Here is a 17,946-nt window from a genome sequence, read left to right as displayed (position 1 = left end):
ATCAGTGAGCACCGCCGGAACGCCACCAGCGCCGACAGCAACGACCCGCCCCAAACCGCCCGACGACGAGCGGTCAGCCGCGCCTGCCCGCCCGCCCCCTTGACACAAGCAGACCGTTACTCACCCGGCGGAGTCCTGCGCGCCGGTCTCCCACACGCGCACCCAGTCGACGTACATGTGCTGCGGGAGCCGCTTCTCCTTGATCTTCGGGATCTCGTAGTTGGCGGAGATCAGGCTCAGGATCGGGAACTGCGGCACCGCGGAGATCTTCCCGCGCAGCCGGCCGGTCTCCTTGCCGTCGATGCGGAAGACGAGCATGCGAGGGGTCCACTCGACCGAGAAGACGTGGTAGTTCTTCGACCAACCGTCGCGGCGCCCCGTGAGGAAGGACCGTGAGCGGGGGATCCAGCCGCCCGAGGCGATCCGGCGCTTGCCGTCGTAGCGGTGCATGAAGGAGGCGAGCCCGCCCTGCGGGTGGTGGTCGCCGAAGTACTCCACGACGTCGATCTCGCTGCCGAGCGCACCGGCGTGCATGCCGTCGGCCGGCTGCAGCCAGAAGGCGCCGTGCTGCCCGCGCAGCCGGTGGAACTTCACCCGCGCCGCCGCGACGCCGTAGCGGAAGGCGAACGCGTGCTGGGTGCCGATGTGGCCGTTGAGCCGGTAGCCGAAGCGCCCGGCCCGCGCGTCGCGGCCCTGGATGCGGCACCTGGTGGTGGCGTCCGGGTCCTTGATGACGCTGAGCCGTACGACGCCGCCGCCGACGCTGACCGCGCTCGGGTCGCCCTTGGCGCACGAGCGTCGGCTGCCGTGGGCGTACTCCCGACCGCGGTGGTTCCAGACCGGGCCGAGGTGGGTGCCGTCGAACTCGTCGGTCCACGTCGCGTCGAGCCACCGGGCGGTGCTGACCGGCTCGCTCTTGAGCGGGCTCGACGACGCCGACGCCATCGCCTTGACCCGATAGCTCACCGCCTCGCCGCCGACCGAGGCCGCAGCGGCGAACTGCACGCGGCCGCGACCGTCCTGCCGCCGGGTGGCGACCGCCCGCCACGACTCCCCCTCCCGGACCTGCAGCTGGACCCGGCGGCCGGGACGCACCGGTCGGAGGGTGGCGACGACCGCGGCCCGCGCCGCCGCCGGGCTGGCCGCCGTGCCGCCCGGCTGGACGACCGGCGGCAGCGCCTCGAGCCGGATCCGCTGGTGGCCCGTGGCGCGCACGCTGGTGCTGGCAGGCACCTCGCCGACGGCGGCCGGGCTCGCGGAGGGGGCCGAGTCGGTGGCGGAGCCGGGCGCCGACCAGGCGAGCAGGGTGGCCGGGAGCAGCAGGGCGGTCCCGGCGCCCAGCAGCAGGCGGGCGGATCGACGGGCGGGCGGGCGGGCAGGACGTCGCACGGACATGGGTGGCCTTCGTGGTGTGGGCGCGACGGGTAGCGGCTGGGCGTCGGTCGCTGGTGAGGTGCTGGTGCGTCTGGGACGCACCGAAGGCCGAGATGGTTGTCGAGCGAGCGAGCGGGTCGCCGGTCAGGCGCGCAGCGCCGCGGCCTCCCCGGCCAGGGTGGCGACGCGATCCCAGGCGCCGGCGGCGAGCGCGTCGGCCGGGGTGAGCCACGAGCCGCCGACGCAGCCGACGTTGGGCAGCGAGAGGTACGACGGCGCGGTCGCGGCGGTGATGCCTCCGGTCGGGCAGAACCGGGCCGCCGGCAGCGGCGAGGCCAGCGACTTCAGGTAGGCCGCGCCGCCCGAGGCCTCGGCGGGGAAGAACTTCATCTCCGAGAGGCCCGCCTCGAGCACGGCCATCGCCTCCGACACGGTCGCGGTGCCGGGGAGGAACGGCACCCCGGAGCCGGCCATCTCGCGCAGCAGAGCAGGCGTCGTGCCGGGCGAGACGAGGAACTGCGCCCCGGCCCGCACCGCGCGCGAGACGAGCTCCGGCGAGGTGATCGTGCCGGCGCCGACGAGGATGTCGGGCACCTCGGCGGAGATCGCCGCGATGGCGTCGAGGGCGACGGGGGTGCGCAGGGTGAGCTCGATGACCGGCAGGCCGCCGGCGACGAGGGCCCGGGCGACGGGCACCGCGTGGTCGAGGTCGTCGAGCACGACGACCGGCACCACGGGAACCAGCGAGAGCAGCGAGTCAGACGGGCTGGACAACGGGGGCCTCCTCGGTGGGGGCGGGCAGCGGGCGGATGACGCTGGCGCCGGTCTCGGCGGTACCGACGATGGCCCGGAAGCCGGAGAACAGCTCGCGGCCGGTGCCCGCCCACTCGACGTCGTGGGGCGCGCGGCCCGTGGTCTCGCGGTGCTCGAACTCGGCGTCGGGCAGCTCGATCTCGAGCACCCCGGCCTCGGCGTCGACGGTGACGAGGTCGCCGTCGCGGACCCGCGCCAGCGGACCGCCGAGGGCGGCCTCGGGCGTGACGTGGATGGCGGCCGGGACCTTGCCGGAGGCACCGGACATCCGGCCGTCGGTGACGACCGCGACGCGCTGCCCACGGTCCTGCAGCACCCCGAGGGCGGGCATCAGCTTGTGCAGCTCGGGCATGCCGTTGGCCGCCGGGCCCTGGTAGCGCACGACGGCGACGAGGTCGCGGCCGTCGAGGCGGCCCTCGGCGAAGGCGGCGAGGAAGTCGGCCTGGTCGTCGAAGACCATCGCGGGCGCGGTCACGACGCGGTGCTCCGGCCGGACCGCCGAGGTCTTGACGACCGCGCGGCCCAGGCGTCCCGAGAGCATCCGCAGGCCGCCGTCCGGGGCGAACGGGTCGTCGGCCCCGCGGAGCACGTCGGTGTCGAGCGAGGACTTGGGGCCCTCCTCCCACACCACGCCGGCCCGGTCGCCGGCGCCGTCGAGCCGCGCCTCGCGGGTGTGGCGCCACAGGCCGCGACCCGAGACGGTGAGGACGTCGTCGTGCAGGTAGCCGTGCTTGAGCAGCGTGTGCACCAGGAACGGCGTACCGCCCGCGGCGACGAAGTGGTTGATGTCGGCCGAGCCGTTGGGGTAGATGCGGGTCAGCAGCGGCACGGCGGCCGACAGGTCGGACAGGTCGTCCCACGTGAGGGTGATGCCGGCGGCGGCGGCCATCGCGACCAGGTGCATCGTGTGGTTGGTCGAGCCGCCGGTCGCGAGCAGCGCGACGCAGGCGTTGACGATCGCCTTCTCGTCGACGAGGTGGCCGACCGGGGTGGGCTCGCCGCCGGAGTGGGTGATGGCGACGGCCCGCTCCCCCGCAGCGCGGGTCAGGGCCTCGCGCAGCGGCGTTCCCGGGTTGGCGAAGGTGGCGTCGGGCAGGTGAAGGCCCATCACCTCCATCAGCATCTGGTTGCTGTTGGCGGTGCCGTAGAAGGTGCAGGTGCCGGCCGAGTGGTAGGACGCCGACTCCGCCTCGAGCAGCTCCTCGCGACCCACCTTGCCCTCGGCGTAGAGCTGGCGCACACGTGCCTTCTCGCCGTTGGGCAGGCCGGAGGGCATCGGGCCGGCCGGCACGAAGACGGTCGGCAGGTGGCCGAAGGACAGCGCGCCGATGAGCAGGCCCGGCACGATCTTGTCGCAGACGCCGAGCATGATCGCGGCGTCGAACATGTCGTGCGACAGCGCCACGGCGGTCGACATCGCGATGAGGTCGCGGCTGAAGAGCGAGAGCTCCATGCCCGCGCGGCCCTGGGTGATGCCGTCGCACATCGCCGGCACGCCGCCGGCGAACTGCGCCAGGCCGCCGGCGCGGATGATCGACTTCTTCAGCACCTCCGGCACGTCGCGGAAGGGCTGGTGGGCCGAGAGCATGTCGTTGTAGGACGACACGATCGCGACGTTGGGCTTGCGGCCCGACTTCAGCCCGGACTTCACCGGCTCCTCGGCGGCGGCGAAGCCGTGGGCGAGGTTGGCGCACGCGAGCCTGCCGCGCGCGGGGCCGGTGCTGAGGGCGGCGCCGACGCGGGCGAGGTAGGCCGCGCGCGTCGCGGCGCTGCGCCGGGCGATGCGGTCGGTGACGTCGGCGACGACCGGGTGGACGGTGCTGGTGCTCATTCTGTCTCCTGCCAGGATCGGCCGTCGCGCTCGAGGAGCGTCACGGCGGCCACGGGACCGTGCGTGCCGGCCGGGTACTTCCGGGGCCGGTGCGAGGGCTGGGACCAGCGCTCGAGGATGGGGGCCACCCACGTCCAGGCCGCCTCGACCTCGTCGCGGCGCATGAAGAGGGTGGTGTTGCCGCGCACGACGTCCATGAGCAGCCGCTCGTAGGCGTCGGGCGAGCGGCCGCCGAAGGCGGCGGCATAGCTGAGGTCGAGCGACACCGGCCGCAGCCGGATGCCTCCCGGGCCCGGCTCCTTGGCCGTCATGTGCAGCCGCATGCCCTCGTCGGGCTGGACGCGGATGTGCAGGCGGTTGGGCTCGGTCGGCCCCTCGCTGTGCGGGAACATCGCGTGCGGCGGCTCCTTGAAGACCACGACGATCTCCGAGACCCGCTCCGGCATCCGCTTGCCGGTGCGCAGGTAGAACGGCACGCCGGCCCAGCGCCAGTTCTGCACCTCGGTCGTGAGGGCCACGAAGGTCTCGGTGGTGCTGGCGTGGCCGACCTCGTCGGCGTACGACGCCGCGGGACGGCCCTCGCACAGCCCGGCGGCGTACTGCCCGGCGACGGTGTCACGGTCGACGAGCTCGGGCGTCATGGGCCGAAGCGCCTGCAACACCTTGAGCTTCTCGTCGCGCACGGTCTCGCGGTCGACGTAGGTCGGCGGCTCCATCGCCACCAGGCAGAGCAGCTGCAGCAGGTGGTTCTGCACCATGTCGCGCAGCGCCCCGGACCGGTCGTAGTAGGAGCCGCGCTCCCCCACGCCGATCGACTCCGAGACGGTGATCTGCACGTGGTCGACCCACCGGCTGTTCCACAGCGGCTCGAGGAAGGTGTTGGCGAAGCGGGTGACGAGGAGGTTCTGCACGCTCTCCTTGCCGAGGTAGTGGTCGATGCGGAAGATGCTCGACTCCTCGAAGACGCGCCCGACCGCGGCGTTGACCTGCTGGGCGGTCGCGAGGTCGGTGCCCATCGGCTTCTCGAGCACGACGCGCGAGCGCTCGGTCACCAGGCCGGCCTCGTCGAGGTGCTCGCAGATGGTGCCGAACAGCCCGGGGGCGACCGCGAGGTAGAAGACGCGGATGACGTCGTCGGACGCGGCGCCGTCCTTGAGGCGGTCGTGCAGCTGGTGCCAGGCGGCCACGTCCGCGACGTCGAGCCGCACGTGGTGCAGCCGGCCGAGCAGCCGCTCGACGACCGTCTGGTCGAGGTCGTCGGCCACCACGTGCTCACGGAGGGCGTCGGCCACGAGCGCGCGGTAGCCGTCGTCGTCCACCTCGGCGCGGGAGACACCGATGACGCGGAAGCCGTCGGGGAGCTGCCCGTCGCGGTCGCGGAGGTAGAGCGCCGGCAGCAGCTTGCGCAGGGCCAGGTCGCCGGTGCCACCGAAGACGGTGAAGTCGCAGGCGTCGACGGGGGTGATCGAGTCCATGGCGCACCACCGTACGGACGCTTCCGTCCCGATGCAACGGAACTTCCGTCTTTTCAAGACATATTTGGGGTGCCACAATCGCCCCACCATGCCGAAGACCTCCCCGCCTCCCCCGCCGGTCCTGCCGGCGGCGACCGCCGGCGAGGTGCTCGCGCTGATCCGCTCGGGCCAGGCCGCGACCCGCGGCGAGCTCGGCCGCGCGACGGGCCTGTCCCGCACGGCGGTCAACGCCCGCCTCACCGCGCTCGCCGACGCCGGGCTCGTGCTGGAGGGCGAGGAGGAGTCCGCCACCGGTGGCCGCCCGGCCACCACCCTCGTCCTCAACGCCGCCGCCGGGCTGGTCCTCGGGGTCGCCGTCGGACGCAGCCGCTCGCAGCTCTCGGTGAGCTCCCTCGACGGCACCGAGCTCGCGTCGGTGAGCCTCGAGCAGGAGACCGGCCAGGGACCGGACGTCCTGATGCCGCTCGTCGTCAGCCACCTCGACCGGATGCTGGCCGAGCTCGGCAGGAGCGGCGACGACGTCCGCGGCGTGGGGATGTCGCTGGCCGGCACGGTCGACCCGGCGCGGGCGATGAGCGTCGACTCCCCCGCCCTGACCGGCTGGGACGGCGTCCCCCTGGCCCCCTACCTCCGCGAGATCACCACGGCGCCACTCACACTCGACAACGACATGCGCGTCATGGCGCTGTCGCAGATGCCGTCGGCCCGGGCCGACGCGGAGCCGACCGTGCGCGAGCACGACGAGGCGCTGGTGCTCAAGGCCTCGACCGGCATCGGCCTCGCGATCGTCGCCGACGGGCGGCTGGTCCGCGGGCACCGCGACGCCGCCGGGCAGCTCGGCCACGTGAAGGTCCCGGCCGCCGCCGGTCTCCGCTGCCGCTGCGGCGAGCACGGGTGCCTGGAGACCGTGGCGAGCGGCTGGGCACTGGTCGAGCAGCTGCGCGCCGACGGCGAGGACGTCCACCACGTCCGCGACCTCGTCGCCGCCGCCGGGCGGGGCAACGGGCGGGCACGTGCCGTCGTACGCGCGTCCGGACGCCACATCGGCGAGGCGCTCGCCGCGACCGTCACCGTGCTCAACCCGCGCACCGTCGTCGTCGGCGGCGACATGGCCGGCGCCTTCGACACCTTCTCCGCCGGGCTGCGCGAGGGCGTCTTCAGCGCCACCACCGCGCTCGCCGGCCGGGACCTGCTCGTCGTCCCCGCGGTGTACGGCGACCGGGCCGGCCTGGTCGGCTGCGTGCGGCTCGCCCTCGACTCGGTGCTCTCCCCGCGCGCCGTCGACGCCGCCCTGGCCCGCTGACCCGGCCCGCTGACCCCGTCGGGCGGGCATGACCCGGTGCGGCGTCGGGTACGACCCTCATGTGGAACCCGTTCCGGAGACCCTGCAGGCGCTCGACGAGCTCGAGACCGACATCGACGACACCGCCCTGACGACGGGCCTGCTCGCGACCGCCGAGCGCGCCCGGGAGGTCGCCCCGGGGCTCGTCGGGGTGAGCGTCGCCCTGCGCCGGCTCGACGTCACCTTCACCCTGGTCGCGACCGACGAGGAGATCGCCACCCTCGACGCGGTGCAGTACGTCGCCAGCGGCCCGTGCGTCGACGCCATCGACCTGGGCCACGGCGTCGCCACGTCGCCGGACGGCCTGCTCAGCGAGTCCCGCTGGCAGGACTTCGCCCGGGCGAGCGCCGCCGCGGGCGTGCACAGCACCCTGACCCTGCCCGTCGTGGCTCGGGACGGCGACGTCGTCGCGACGGTCAACCTCTACGGCAGCACCGCGGACACCTTCGAGGGCCGGCACCGCGAGCTGGCGGACGTGTTCGGGGCCTGGGCCCCGGGCGCGGTGACCAACGCCGACCTCTCCTTCTCGACGCGCCGCGCGGCCGCGGAGGCCCCGGCCCGGCTCGAGGAGCTGGCCCTGGTCGACACCGCGACCGGCATCATCGCCGCGCAGCGTGACGTCACGGTGACCGAGGCCCGGGCGCAGCTCGAGGACGCCGCCCGCTGCGCCGGCGTCCCCCTGGTCCGGCTGGCACGCGTCGTCGTGGGGCTCGGCGGCGCGTGAGCAACCGCACCCCGGGGCCGGGCGCCCACGAAGCGACCGTGCGGCACCCCGGCCGGTAGATTCACGCGGTGCCCGACACCCGCCCACGCCGTACCTTCGCCGTCATCAGCCACCCCGACGCCGGCAAGTCCACCCTCACCGAGGCCCTCGCCCTGCACGCGCGCGTCATCACCGAGGCCGGGGCCGTGCACGGCAAGGGTGACCGTCGCGCCACCGTGTCGGACTGGATGGCCATGGAGAAGGCCCGTGGCATCTCGATCACCTCGGCCGCGCTGCAGTTCGTCTACCGCGACCACGTGATCAACCTGGTCGACACCCCCGGCCACAGCGACTTCTCCGAGGACACCTACCGCGTGCTCTCGGCCGTCGACTCAGCGGTGATGCTGGTCGACGCCGGCAAGGGGCTGGAGCCGCAGACCCTCAAGCTCTTCAAGGTCTGCGCCCTGCGCGGCATCCCGGTGATGACGGTCATCAACAAGTGGGACCGTCCCGGCCTGTCGGCGCTCGAGCTGATGGACCTCATCCAGGACAAGATCCGGCTCCGGCCGACCCCGCTCACCTGGCCCGTGGGCGAGGCCGGCGACTTCCGCGGGGTGCTCGACCGGCGCACCGGCGAGTTCGTGAAGTACACCCGCACCGCCGGTGGCGCCACCCGCGCGCCCGAGCGACGGATGGCCGCCGACGAGGTCGAGGAGGCCGACGCCCTGGCCTGGGCCACCGCGGTCGAGGAGCACGAGCTGCTCGAGCTCGACGAGGCCGACCACGACCAGGACCGCTTCCTGGCCGGGCAGACCACCCCCGTCATGTTCGCCTCGGCCCTGCAGAACTTCGGCGTCGCCCAGCTGCTCGACCTCCTGCTCGACATCGCGCCGGACCCGAGCGCGACCGAGGGCGTCGACGGTTCGGTGCGCGAGGTGTCCGACGAGTTCAGCGCCTTCGTCTTCAAGGTGCAGTCGGGGATGAACAACGCCCACCGCGACCGGCTCGCCTACGCCCGCGTCGTGTCGGGCACCTTCGAGCGCGGCATGGTCGTCACCCACGCCGCCAGCCGCCGCCCCTTCGCCACCAAGTTCGCGCAGTCGGTCTTCGGCCGCGACACCGCCGCGGTGGACAGCGCCGAGCCCGGCGACATCATCGGGTTCGTCAACGCCCAGGCCCTGCGGGTGGGCGACACGGTCTACGTCGGCGACCCGATCGAGTACCCGCCCGTCCCGAGCTTCGCGCCCGAGCACTTCGTGACGGCCAGCGCCGGCGACATCGGCCGCTACAAGCAGTTCCGCCGCGGGATCGAGCAGCTCGACCAGGAGGGCGTGGTGCAGGTGCTGCGCTCCGACCTGCGCGGCGACCAGAACCCGGTGCTGGCCGCCGTGGGCCCGATGCAGTTCGAGGTCGTCGAGGACCGCATGACCAACGAGTTCAACGCGCCCATCCGGTTCTCCCGGCTCGACTACCAGGTCGCCCGGCGCACCGACGCCGCCGGCGCGGCCGCCCTCGCCGGCAAGCGCGGCGTCGAGGTGCTCGAGCGCCGCGACGGCACCCGCCTGGCCCTCTTCGTGGACCAGTGGCGCGCCCAGGTCACCGCCCGCGACAACCCCGACATCATGCTCGAGGCGCTGCCCGCCGGCGGCGGCTGACCGGCCGGTCGTCCCCGCCCGGCGCGTATCGTCGAGGGAGTGACCTCGGCCCCCGCCACCCTCGTCCTCGACGGCCGCTTCGCCCGCGAGCTCCCGGAGCTCGCCCTGCCGTGGCAGGCCGCCGACACCCCCGACCCCCGGGTGCTCGCCCTCAACGAGCCGCTGGCCGCCGAGCTCGGCCTCGACCCCGGCTGGCTGCGCGGCGACGGCATCGGGCTGCTCACCGGCACCCTCGTCCCCGACGGCGCGACCCCGGTCGCCCAGGCCTACGCCGGCCACCAGTTCGGCGGCTACTCGCCGCGGCTCGGCGACGGACGTGCGCTGCTGATGGGTGAGCTCGTCGACGCCTCCGGGCGCCTGCGCGACCTGCACCTCAAGGGCTCGGGCCGGACGCCGTTCTCCCGCGGCGGCGACGGCCTCGCAGCCGTCGGCCCGATGCTGCGCGAGCACGTCGTCAGCGAGGCGATGCACGCCCTCGGCGTCCCCACCACCCGCAGCCTCGCCGTCGTCGCGACCGGCCGCCCGGTGCAGCGCGAGACCGTGCTGCCCGGAGCCGTGCTGGCACGCGTGGCCAGCAGCCACCTGCGCGTCGGCACCTTCCAGTACGCCCGCGCCACCGACGACGTCGACCTGCTCCGACGCCTCGCCGACCACGCGATCGCCCGCCACCACCCGGCTGCGGCAGACGCGCCGCACCCCCACCTCGCGCTCTTCGAGGCCGTCGTCGCCGCCCAGGCGGCGCTGGTCGCGCAGTGGATGCACGTCGGCTTCGTCCACGGCGTGATGAACACCGACAACATGACCATCTCCGGCGAGACCATCGACTACGGGCCGTGCGCGTTCATGGACGCCTTCGACCCCACCACGGTCTACAGCTCGATCGACACCGGCGGGCGCTACGCCTACGGCAACCAGCCCGTGGTCGCGGAGTGGAACCTCGCCCGCCTCGCCGAGGCGCTGCTGCCGCTCCTGGCCGACGAGCAGGACGCGGCCGTGGCCGTCGCCGTCGAGTCGCTCGGCACGTTCCGCGACCTCTACTCCGCCGCCTGGTCGGCGGGCATGCGCACCAAGCTGGGCCTGCCCGACGGCGTCGACCGCGCCGAGGCGTCGACCCTCGTCACCGACCTGGTCGCCCTCGTCCAGGCCGACCACGTCGACCACACGTCGTTCTTCCGCAGCCTGGGCGCGGCCGCTCGCGGCGACGCCGAGGCCGCCCGCGGGATGTTCCTCGACCTCGCCGGGTTCGACGCCTGGACCGCCCGCTGGCTCCGGCTCGGCCCCGACGCCGACGCGATGGACCGCACCAACCCGGTCTACGTGCCCCGCAACCACCTCGTCGAGGAGGCGCTCGACGCCGCCACGGCCGGCGACCTCGCGCCGCTGGACCGGCTGCTCGAGGCCGTGTCGGCGCCCTTCGACGAGCGCGCCGGGCTGGAGCGCTACGCCGAGCCCGCGCCCGACTCGTTCGGGTCCTACACGACGTTCTGCGGCACCTGAGGTCCCCGCGGCCGTTCCGCCCTGAGCGGAATCGCTCCGCGCTCGGGCGCGAGCGGGGCTAGGTTCGGCCCATGGGCGAGATCCTGCGGTTCCCCGACCCCGACGGCGACGGCGCGCGCGAGCCCGAGCCCCTGTGGCGCGAGCTGGTCGGCCGCGAGCTGCACCGCGAGCGCCGCCACCGCGGCGAGCGCCTCGTGGACGTGGCCGAGCGTGCCGGCGTCTCGGTGCAGTACCTCTCCGAGGTCGAGCGCGGCCTGAAGGACCCGTCGTCGGAGATGCTCCACGCCATCGCCGGGGCCCTCGACCTGAGCGTGCGCCGCCTCGCGGTGCGGGTCGGGCGGCCGGACGCCCTCGCCCTGGCCGCCTGACCGCTCGCCGGTCTCAGGCCAGAGCAGGCCCCTGCTCGCGCAGGACGGTGTCCACGAGCCCGTAGTCCACCGCCGCCTCCCCCGGCAGCACGAGCGTGCGGTCGGTGTCCTGCCGGATCTGCTCGGGGGTGCGCCCGGTGTGCTGGGCCAGCACCTCCTCGAGCAGCAGGCGCACGCGAGCCACCTCGTCGGCCTCGAGGATCAGGTCGGGGATGGTGCCCCGGCCCTGCGTCGCGGGCTGGTGCAGCACGACCCGTCCGTGCGGCAGGATCGCGCGCCGGCCGGGCGCTCCCCCGGCGAGCAGGACCGCCGCGGTCCACGCGGCCTGGCCGACGCACACGGTCTCGATCGGCGGCTTCACGAACTGCATCGCGTCGTAGACCGCCAGCATCGCCGTGATGGAGCCGCCGGGCGAGTTGAGGTAGAGGCTGATCGGGAGCTCGGGGTTCTCCGAGGCCAGGTGCAGCATCTGGGCGATGACCGCGTTGGCGACGCCGTCGTCGATCTCGGTGCCGAGGTAGACGATCCGCTCGGACAGCAGCCGCGAGTAGAGGTCGAGCGTCCGCTCGCCCCGCGGCGTCTGCTGGACGACGTACGGGATCGTGTAGCTGCTCATCTCGTAGGTGCTCATCGCGCACCCGCCAGGCCCATGGTCCGCGTGTGCGCGGGCGTCACGTGGTCGACCGAGCTGATCACCTGGTCGACGAAGCCGTAGGCCAGCGCGTCGTCGGCGCTGAACCACCGGTCGCGCCGGGAGTCGCGCTCGACGGTCTCGCGGTCCTGGCCGGTGTGCTCGGCGATCAGGCCGAGGACGGTGTCGCGGGTGTGGCGCAGGTCGTCGGCCTGGATCTCGATGTCGACGGCCGTGCCGCCGATGCCGGCGGAGCCCTGGTGCAGCAGGACGCGCGCGTGCGGGAGGGCGTACCTCTTGCCGGGCGTGCCCGCGGACAGCAGGAACTGCCCGGCGCTCGCCGCCATGCCCATGGCGAGGGTGCTGACGTCGTTGGGGACGAGCCGCATGACGTCGTGGATCGCGAGCATCGACGACACGGAGCCGCCCGGCGAGTTGATCCAGAGGCTGATGTCGGAGCGGGGGTCCTCGGCGGACAGCAGCAGGAGCTGGTGCATGAGCCGGTTGCCGTTGCGCTCGCCGAGCTCCTCGCCCAGGACGATGATCCGCTGGTGCATGAGCCGTCGGACGAGCTCGTCCTCGATGCGTTCGGAGGTGGTGTGGGTGGTCATGACGCCAGCGTGACCCGGCCGGGCGCGCGACCACAGGGCGTTCTGCCGCGAGCGGATCCGCCGGCAGCGGAGCGACGGAGGCGACCGCAGGTCTAGCGTGGACGCGTGACCGACGACCAGCTGCGGCGCGCCGCCGACGCGGCCATGCTGCCGGTCGTCACGTCGCTCGCCCCCGCCGGGGTGATCGGCGCGCACTGGCTCCCCGACCGCGCGGGCGACCCGGTGGTCTGGATCCGCGTGCAGAGCGAGGCCGGCCGGGTGGCGGTGGAGTCCTACAGCTGGGTGCTGCCCCAGGTGCAGGTCATCCTCGCCCGCCTGGGGCTGCCGTCGGAGAAGGTGATGGCGCTGCGGCTCGAGGTGACGTCCGTCGAGGCCGAGGACCACCTCTTCGGCGACTGACCGGGCGTCTGCTGCAATACCTGCATGCACCCAGGCTCTCCCTGTCACGGCCGCCGCTGATGGCGCTGCTCGACCACGACGCCGGACTCCTCGTCACCGCGGCCCCCGGCACCGGCAGCACGGCCCTCCGCGAGGCGCTGGTCGCCCAGCGGGGCGCGACCGAGGTGGTCGAGCCGCAGCGAGCCCGGCAGGTGGGGGTGGACGCGAAGCACGCGACCGTGCGGCAGCTCGTCGACGCCGGGGTGGTCGACCCCGCCCACGGGATGCGCGTCGTGACCACGACCCGCAATCCCTTCGACTTCTACGTCGCGGAGTACACCCGGACGCGCACGCGCTGGGTGCACGAGCTGCGGCGGCCCGAGTCCTGGGTCCACCACGTGCCGGGCGCCGTCGACCGCATCGTCGACGCGGTGACGCTCGACTTCGACGAGTGGATCGCCCGGGCAGTCGGCGACCCCGCACAGCCGCTGCGCATCAACCGCGGTCACGTGTCCGAGGCGGACGTCGTGCTGCGCATGGAGCACCTCGAGCCCGACACCCGCGAGCTCCTCGGCCTCGACCTGACCGTGCCGGCCACCAACGTCACCGACCGCGAGCGCGCCTACTGGCGCTCCTACTCGGTTGCGAGCCGCCGCCTGGTCGCGACCGCGCACGCCGACGACCTCGACCGCTTCGGCTACTCCTTCTGAGCGGCCGGGAGCGTTGGGCGCCCCGTCACCGGCGCCGGATCCGGATCGGTCCCTTCGCGGTCGACGGGTCGACGACGTGACCGCCCTGGGTGATCTCGACCTCGCCGCGGTCCACCAGCCGGCGGGCCGCCCGTCGGGCCGGCTCCATCAGCTCGCGCCACGAGTCGTCGTCGCCGACGGCCCGGGCCGCGTCGGACGGGCAGATCGTCGACGTACGAGCCCGCTGGGCCAGCAGGTCGAGGATCGACTCCTCCAGCCGCCGGTCGACGTCGGAGACGCCGCGCCTGCGGCACGCGGTCGAGCAGTAGCGCACCTGCTCCCAGTCACGCTCCCACTTCTTGCGCCACTCGATGGTGCGCCCGCACGACTGGCAGGTCTTCGGCTCCGGGGGCATGCCGCCCAGTGTGCCGCGCGGCGCCAGCGCGGCCTGTGACCTCCCCCTCAGCAGCCTTGTCCGCGGCATAGGCGGCCCGCGACGGTGGTTGTGCCACGACGTACGTCTTCACCACCGCAACGAAAGGCAGTCCCCATGCGCGCACTCGTCCAGCCCAGGTTCGGCGACCCGGCCGAGGTCCTCTCGGTCCAGGAGGTGCCGGACCCCGTGCCCGGTCCGGGCCAGGCGCTCGTGCGGGTGCTCCTCTCCCCCATCCACAACCACGACCTCTGGACGACGCGCGGCAGCTATGGCTTCAAGCCCGAGATGCCGGCCCGCGCCGGGACCGAGGCCGTCGGTGTCGTCGAGGCGCTCGGTGAGGGCGTCGAGGGGCTCGAGGTGGGCCAGCGGGTCGCCACCGGCGGGACGTTCGGCGCCTGGGCCGAGCTCATCGTCGCGCCGGCCGCCGGGCTGGTCCCGGTGCCGGACGGCATGAGTGACGAGGCGGCGGCGCAGCTGGTGTCGATGCCGTTCAGCGCCATCGCGCTGCTCGACCACCTCGACGTGTCCGAGGGTGACTGGATCGTCCAGAACGCCGCCAACGGCGCCGTCGGCCGCCTCGTCGCCCAGCTGGCCGCGGCGCGCGGCGTGAACGTCCTCGGCCTCGTCCGCCGAGCCGACGGTGTCGCGGAGCTGGCCGAGCAGGGCATCGAGCGGGTCGTCGCGACCGACGACGACGGCTGGCGCGACCGCGTGCGCGAGATCGTGGGCGACGCCCCGATCGTCGCCGGCGTCGACTCGGTCGGCGGACGGTCCGCCGGTGACGTCGTCTCCCTCCTGGCCGAGGACGGCGTGCTCGTGGTCTTCGGCGCGATGGCCTCGCCGACGATGGAGATCGGGTCGGGCGACGTGATCTTCAAGCAGGTCGTCATCAAGGGCTTCTGGGGCAGCAAGGTCTTCGGCGCGATGTCGCGGGAGAAGCGGGCGGCGCTGATGGGCGAGCTGGTGACCGGCATCGGCTCCGGCGCGCTCACGCTCCCCGTCGAGAAGGTCTACGGCCTCGACGAGATCGCCGACGCCGCGCGCGCCAACGGCGAGCCCGGCCGCCGCGGCAAGATCCTGCTGCGGCCGTGATCCCCGGGACCGGCGGCCCCCGCCCCTAGGCTGGGGCCGCCGGTCCGCGGCACTGACAGGGGGAACGATGCGACGAGCAATGGGCACGTCACTGGCTGCCGCGCTGCTGCTCACGGCTTGCGGGAGCGGCACCGATGACCCCGCTCCCGCCTCCGCGGCAGGCACCGCCACGTCCTCGCCCGAGCCGTCGGAGGCGTCGTCCCCGAGCGCGTCCCCCGCGCCCACCGAGCCGTCCTCCCCGCAGCCGTCCTCCCCGCAGCCGTCCCCGGAGCCGTCCTCCCCTTCGCCCGCCCCCGACGGACCGCCATTCCCCGACTCGACCGAGCCGCAGACCGCGAAGCCGTCGGGCGACTGGGACCTGCAGCTGGTCGACGTACGCACCGGCGTGCACGACGGCTTCGACCGCGTCGTGCTCGAGATGAGCGGCACCGCCACCCCCGGCTGGGGCGTGGCCTGGGCCGACCGGGCGGTCGCTGAGGGCAGCGGCGAGGTCGTGCCGCTCGCGGGCGACCACGTGCTCACGATCAGCGCGTCCGGCACCGCGATGCCCGCCGCGGGGTCCTTCGAGGTCCCGCAGCGGCTCGGCGCGGCCGGCGGCATCGCCGAGGTCCACGTCAACGGGTGGTTCGAGGGCTACACCCAGGTGTTCGCCGGCGTCGACGGCGACGAGCGGCCGTTCCGCGTCTTCACGCTCACTGACCCGCCGCGCCTCGTCGTCGACGTCGCGAACTGACGGGAGCGTTCTGGCCGCTCCGCGCGCCCCCGTCGACCACGGTGTCGACACGAACGCGGTGGCCATGACCCTGTCCCGCAGCCGCCTCGCTGAACCCCGGTGGACCCGAGGCCGAGGTGAGCGCCACAGCCGTGCGCCACGACGCTGCACCCGACCACCCGCTCGGCGACCCGCTCGGCGACCCGCTCGGCGACGCCGCGTAGGGGACGATGACGACGGGGCCGGGGCCGCCGGGGAACGCGTCGTGCCGCGGCTGCAGCAAGAGCCCCGACGGGCCGGGGCGGGGCCACGACCGGATCTACCTGCGGTCGACACTGCGGCGGCAACCGGCATCGATCGGTGACGATCGGTGTGGGCCGGCGTGGGCCGGTGCCGATCGGTGGGCCGGCGCCGATCGGTGGACCGGTGCCGCTCGGTGCGGGTCGGTGCCCCTCGGTGTGGGTCGGTGCCGATCGGCTCAGCTGGTGTCGATCGGTGCGGGTCGGTGCCCCGCGGTCTGGGTCGGTGCCGATCGGTGTGGGCCGGCGTGGGTCGGTGCCCCTCGGTGTGGGTCGGTGCCCCTCGGTATGGGTCAGTACCGATCGGCTCAGCTGGTGTCGATCGGTGGGGTCGGTGCCCGCGGTCTGGGTCGGTGCCGATCGGTGTGGGCCGGCGTGGGTCGGTGCCGATCTACTCAGGCTCTGGCGACGTCCGGACGTGCCTGTGGCCCCGCTACCTGGTGGGTGGCGGGGTGTGGGGCGGGGTCATCGTCGGCGGGGTCGCGGGATGCCGGGTGGATCCGGCGGGCCGGTCGGGTCGATGCGTTCGGTGCCGGTGTGGTCGCGGCGGTAGCGGTGGCCGTGCGGGCTGGTCCACTCGTAGATCCCGGGTGCGACCATCGCGTAGCGCCAGGCCGAGTGTGTCTTGAGCCGGTGGTGGGTGCGGCACAGGCAGGCGAGGTTGTCGGTCTGTGTCGGCCCTGGCTGCTCGCGTCCTTCTGCGGCGGCGTCGGGGTCGTGGGGGATGACGTGGTCGATGTCGGCTCGCCGCGCGGGTCGCGTGCACCAGGGGAAGACGCAGGTGCGGTCGCGGAGGATGACCTGCTCGCGCAGCTTGTCCGGCACCGCGTACGCGGGTGTCGAGAGGTCGGCGTTGAGGTCGATGACGGGCTTGATGGTGACCCTGGTGCGGGTGTCGGCGCACCACGACTTGACCTGGTCGAGCAGCACCAGCCGCTGGCCCTCCTCCAGGCGTCCGGTAGGACCGAACACCGTCGACAGTCCGTCGAGGTCGGCGGCGAAGTGGGCGTGCAGCACGACCTCCCGCGCGGCCGGCAGCCCGTCGGGGACGGCGCCCGTGGCGCTGTCAGTGCCCATGCTGGTGTCGGGGTCCGTGCTGATGTCGGTGGACTGGGCCGCGGTGCCGGTGCCCTGGGCGTGGAGGTCGAGGGCGGTCTGGGTACGCGCGAGGTCGCCGAGGGCCTTCGCGCGTCGGACGTTCAGCGACTCCGCGGACCCCAACGCCTTCAACGTGGCCGCACCGTGGGCCAGGGCACGGTCGACGTCGAGAGCGTCGGCGATGCCGAGCTCGGCCTCCATCCGCATGGTGCCGGCGTAGTGGACGTCCTGGGTGTCGATGCTGGCGTGGCGGGGGTCGACGTGGAGCCAACCGTCCTCCGGATCCGCCGTCGGGTCCGGGACGGCGAGGTCTAACCGCTTGATCGCTTCGGCGACCAGCCGGTCGAGCTGGGCGGGGCCGACCTTCCCGGCCACGGCCGCGACCTGGGCGTCGACGAACCCGACCGCCTCCCGCGTCAGCGACGGCGTGGAGTGGATGGTGGTTTCAGCCACCAGTCGGGCCCGCCACGCCGGCACCCGGCCGGCGTGGACCTGCGCCCACAGGCGTGGGAGGCGGTGGCGCAGCTCGAGGGCGTGGCCGATGAGCTTCTTCGCCGCCGTCGTGGAGATCCCGAGGACGCTGCCGAGCTCGGCGACGCAGAACTCGGCCACCAGCGGGCACCCCTCACCCGCGATGGGCTCCTCGTGCTCACGACCGCCGGCAGCCATTGAGAACACGGCCGCGTCGTGGATCGACTCCGGCGGATGCAGGTCCGCCCACTGCGCAGCGATCGTGAGAAGGTCGGCCGCAGCCCGGTCCTCGGTCGCCTTGCGATCGCGGGCAAGCGCGAGCAGGTCACGGGCGGTGAGGTCCTCGACCTCGCCTGCTCCGGGCCCTGCCAGCACTTCGATCATGTGTTCGATCTTACGCTCGACCACCGACAGTGGCCGCTGCCGAGACGGCCCGGGTGTGGACGGTCGCTGGGCGACCTTTCGGACGCG

At 73.9% G+C, this 17,946-nt stretch carries 17 protein-coding genes; 9 read left to right on the top strand and 8 right to left on the bottom strand.

Annotated elements, in window-relative coordinates; translation table 11 throughout:
- Window positions 1-120 precede the first annotated feature (120 nt).
- From NCI01_RS20725 to zwf, 4 genes are all read right to left on the bottom strand, one after another.
- On the bottom strand, window positions 121-1,395 hold the full coding sequence (locus NCI01_RS20725; protein ID WP_254183387.1) for a glycoside hydrolase family 16 protein: 1,275 nt from the start codon (window positions 1,393-1,395) through the stop codon (window positions 121-123).
- Between the two features lie 123 nt (window positions 1,396-1,518).
- Complete coding sequence (gene eda / locus NCI01_RS20720) at window positions 1,519-2,148, bottom strand: bifunctional 4-hydroxy-2-oxoglutarate aldolase/2-dehydro-3-deoxy-phosphogluconate aldolase (RefSeq protein ID WP_254183386.1); 630 nt, start codon at window positions 2,146-2,148, stop codon at window positions 1,519-1,521.
- Window positions 2,132-4,018: a phosphogluconate dehydratase gene (gene edd, locus NCI01_RS20715; protein ID WP_254183385.1), complete on the bottom strand. Its 1,887-nt coding sequence runs from the start codon at window positions 4,016-4,018 to the stop codon at window positions 2,132-2,134. The genes eda and edd overlap by 17 nt, the downstream gene beginning before the upstream one ends.
- Window positions 4,015-5,493: a glucose-6-phosphate dehydrogenase gene (zwf, locus tag NCI01_RS20710; RefSeq protein ID WP_254183384.1), complete on the bottom strand. Its 1,479-nt coding sequence runs from the start codon at window positions 5,491-5,493 to the stop codon at window positions 4,015-4,017. The genes edd and zwf overlap by 4 nt, the downstream gene beginning before the upstream one ends.
- 88 nt (window positions 5,494-5,581) lie before the next feature.
- On the opposite strand from zwf, the gene NCI01_RS20705 reads away from it, so the two are divergent.
- The 5 genes from NCI01_RS20705 to NCI01_RS20685 all read left to right on the top strand — a co-directional run bounded on the left by NCI01_RS20705 (window position 5,582) and on the right by NCI01_RS20685 (window position 11,058).
- The gene (locus NCI01_RS20705; protein WP_254183383.1) at window positions 5,582-6,796 is read left to right on the top strand and encodes an ROK family transcriptional regulator; all 1,215 of its coding nucleotides are present in this window, start codon (window positions 5,582-5,584) and stop codon (window positions 6,794-6,796) included.
- A gap of 61 nt (window positions 6,797-6,857) precedes the next feature.
- Window positions 6,858-7,559, top strand: coding sequence for a GAF domain-containing protein (locus tag NCI01_RS20700; protein WP_254183382.1), 702 nt, complete (start codon window positions 6,858-6,860; stop codon window positions 7,557-7,559).
- A gap of 68 nt (window positions 7,560-7,627) precedes the next feature.
- Entirely contained in the window at window positions 7,628-9,193 is a 1,566-nt protein-coding gene (locus NCI01_RS20695) for a peptide chain release factor 3 (protein ID WP_254183381.1), read from the top strand.
- 39 nt (window positions 9,194-9,232) lie between these two features.
- Entirely contained in the window at window positions 9,233-10,690 is a 1,458-nt protein-coding gene (locus NCI01_RS20690; protein WP_254183380.1) for a protein adenylyltransferase SelO, read from the top strand.
- Window positions 10,691-10,761: 71 nt separating this feature from the next.
- Window positions 10,762-11,058, top strand: a complete 297-nt coding sequence (locus NCI01_RS20685) for a helix-turn-helix domain-containing protein (protein ID WP_254183379.1) — start codon at window positions 10,762-10,764, stop codon at window positions 11,056-11,058.
- Between the two features lie 13 nt (window positions 11,059-11,071).
- On the opposite strand, the gene NCI01_RS20680 is transcribed toward NCI01_RS20685, so the two are convergent.
- Both NCI01_RS20680 and NCI01_RS20675 read right to left on the bottom strand, forming a co-directional pair.
- The gene (locus tag NCI01_RS20680) at window positions 11,072-11,689 is read right to left on the bottom strand and encodes a ClpP family protease (protein ID WP_308213241.1); all 618 of its coding nucleotides are present in this window, start codon (window positions 11,687-11,689) and stop codon (window positions 11,072-11,074) included.
- Window positions 11,686-12,300, bottom strand: coding sequence for a ClpP family protease (locus NCI01_RS20675; RefSeq protein ID WP_254183378.1), 615 nt, complete (start codon window positions 12,298-12,300; stop codon window positions 11,686-11,688). Before NCI01_RS20675 ends, NCI01_RS20680 begins: the two co-directional genes overlap by 4 nt.
- Window positions 12,301-12,405: 105 nt before the next feature.
- Between NCI01_RS20675 and NCI01_RS20670 the strand changes: the two genes are divergently transcribed.
- On the top strand, window positions 12,406-12,699 hold the full coding sequence (locus NCI01_RS20670) for a hypothetical protein (RefSeq protein ID WP_254183377.1): 294 nt from the start codon (window positions 12,406-12,408) through the stop codon (window positions 12,697-12,699).
- 59 nt (window positions 12,700-12,758) lie between these two features.
- Window positions 12,759-13,388: a hypothetical protein gene (locus NCI01_RS20665; protein ID WP_254183376.1), complete on the top strand. Its 630-nt coding sequence runs from the start codon at window positions 12,759-12,761 to the stop codon at window positions 13,386-13,388.
- 25 nt (window positions 13,389-13,413) lie between these two features.
- Here the strand turns inward: NCI01_RS20665 and NCI01_RS20660 are convergent, their stop codons facing one another.
- Entirely contained in the window at window positions 13,414-13,782 is a 369-nt protein-coding gene (locus tag NCI01_RS20660) for a DUF2256 and DUF3253 domain-containing protein (RefSeq protein WP_254183375.1), read from the bottom strand.
- A gap of 135 nt (window positions 13,783-13,917) precedes the next feature.
- Between NCI01_RS20660 and NCI01_RS20655 the strand changes: the two genes are divergently transcribed.
- Window positions 13,918-14,895, top strand: a complete 978-nt coding sequence (locus NCI01_RS20655; RefSeq protein ID WP_254183374.1) for a zinc-binding dehydrogenase — start codon at window positions 13,918-13,920, stop codon at window positions 14,893-14,895.
- A gap of 67 nt (window positions 14,896-14,962) precedes the next feature.
- The gene (locus NCI01_RS20650) at window positions 14,963-15,628 is read left to right on the top strand and encodes an AMIN-like domain-containing (lipo)protein (RefSeq protein WP_254183373.1); all 666 of its coding nucleotides are present in this window, start codon (window positions 14,963-14,965) and stop codon (window positions 15,626-15,628) included.
- Window positions 15,629-16,371: 743 nt separating this feature from the next.
- Here the strand turns inward: NCI01_RS20650 and NCI01_RS20645 are convergent.
- Window positions 16,372-17,859 (bottom strand): HNH endonuclease signature motif containing protein, encoded by a 1,488-nt coding sequence (locus NCI01_RS20645; protein ID WP_254183372.1) that lies wholly within the window; start codon window positions 17,857-17,859, stop codon window positions 16,372-16,374.
- Window positions 17,860-17,946: the final 87 nt, after the last annotated feature.

Origin of the sequence: Nocardioides pinisoli (genome assembly GCF_024199985.1) — a bacterium.
In the GTDB taxonomy this organism is placed as follows: domain Bacteria; phylum Actinomycetota; class Actinomycetes; order Propionibacteriales; family Nocardioidaceae; genus Nocardioides; species Nocardioides pinisoli.
Note: the sequence above shows the minus strand (reverse complement) of the source record. Positions and strands in the feature narration are given on the sequence as shown.

What these genes read in the sequence shown, in the direction of transcription:
- NCI01_RS20725 (WP_254183387.1), bottom strand. Translation starts at nt 1,395, where the DNA reads ATGTCCGTGCGACGTCCTGCCCGCCCGCCCGCCCGTCGATCCGCCCGC.
- edd (WP_254183385.1), bottom strand. Translation starts at nt 4,018, where the DNA reads ATGAGCACCAGCACCGTCCACCCGGTCGTCGCCGACGTCACCGACCGC.
- zwf (WP_254183384.1), bottom strand. Translation starts at nt 5,493, where the DNA reads ATGGACTCGATCACCCCCGTCGACGCCTGCGACTTCACCGTCTTCGGT.
- NCI01_RS20705 (WP_254183383.1), top strand. Translation starts at nt 5,582, where the DNA reads ATGCCGAAGACCTCCCCGCCTCCCCCGCCGGTCCTGCCGGCGGCGACC.
- NCI01_RS20685 (WP_254183379.1), top strand. Translation starts at nt 10,762, where the DNA reads ATGGGCGAGATCCTGCGGTTCCCCGACCCCGACGGCGACGGCGCGCGC.
- NCI01_RS20680 (WP_308213241.1), bottom strand. Translation starts at nt 11,689, where the DNA reads ATGAGCACCTACGAGATGAGCAGCTACACGATCCCGTACGTCGTCCAG.
- NCI01_RS20675 (WP_254183378.1), bottom strand. Translation starts at nt 12,300, where the DNA reads ATGACCACCCACACCACCTCCGAACGCATCGAGGACGAGCTCGTCCGA.
- NCI01_RS20665 (WP_254183376.1), top strand. Translation starts at nt 12,759, where the DNA reads ATGGCGCTGCTCGACCACGACGCCGGACTCCTCGTCACCGCGGCCCCC.
- NCI01_RS20660 (WP_254183375.1), bottom strand. Translation starts at nt 13,782, where the DNA reads ATGCCCCCGGAGCCGAAGACCTGCCAGTCGTGCGGGCGCACCATCGAG.
- NCI01_RS20655 (WP_254183374.1), top strand. Translation starts at nt 13,918, where the DNA reads ATGCGCGCACTCGTCCAGCCCAGGTTCGGCGACCCGGCCGAGGTCCTC.
- NCI01_RS20650 (WP_254183373.1), top strand. Translation starts at nt 14,963, where the DNA reads ATGCGACGAGCAATGGGCACGTCACTGGCTGCCGCGCTGCTGCTCACG.
- NCI01_RS20645 (WP_254183372.1), bottom strand. Translation starts at nt 17,859, where the DNA reads ATGATCGAAGTGCTGGCAGGGCCCGGAGCAGGCGAGGTCGAGGACCTC.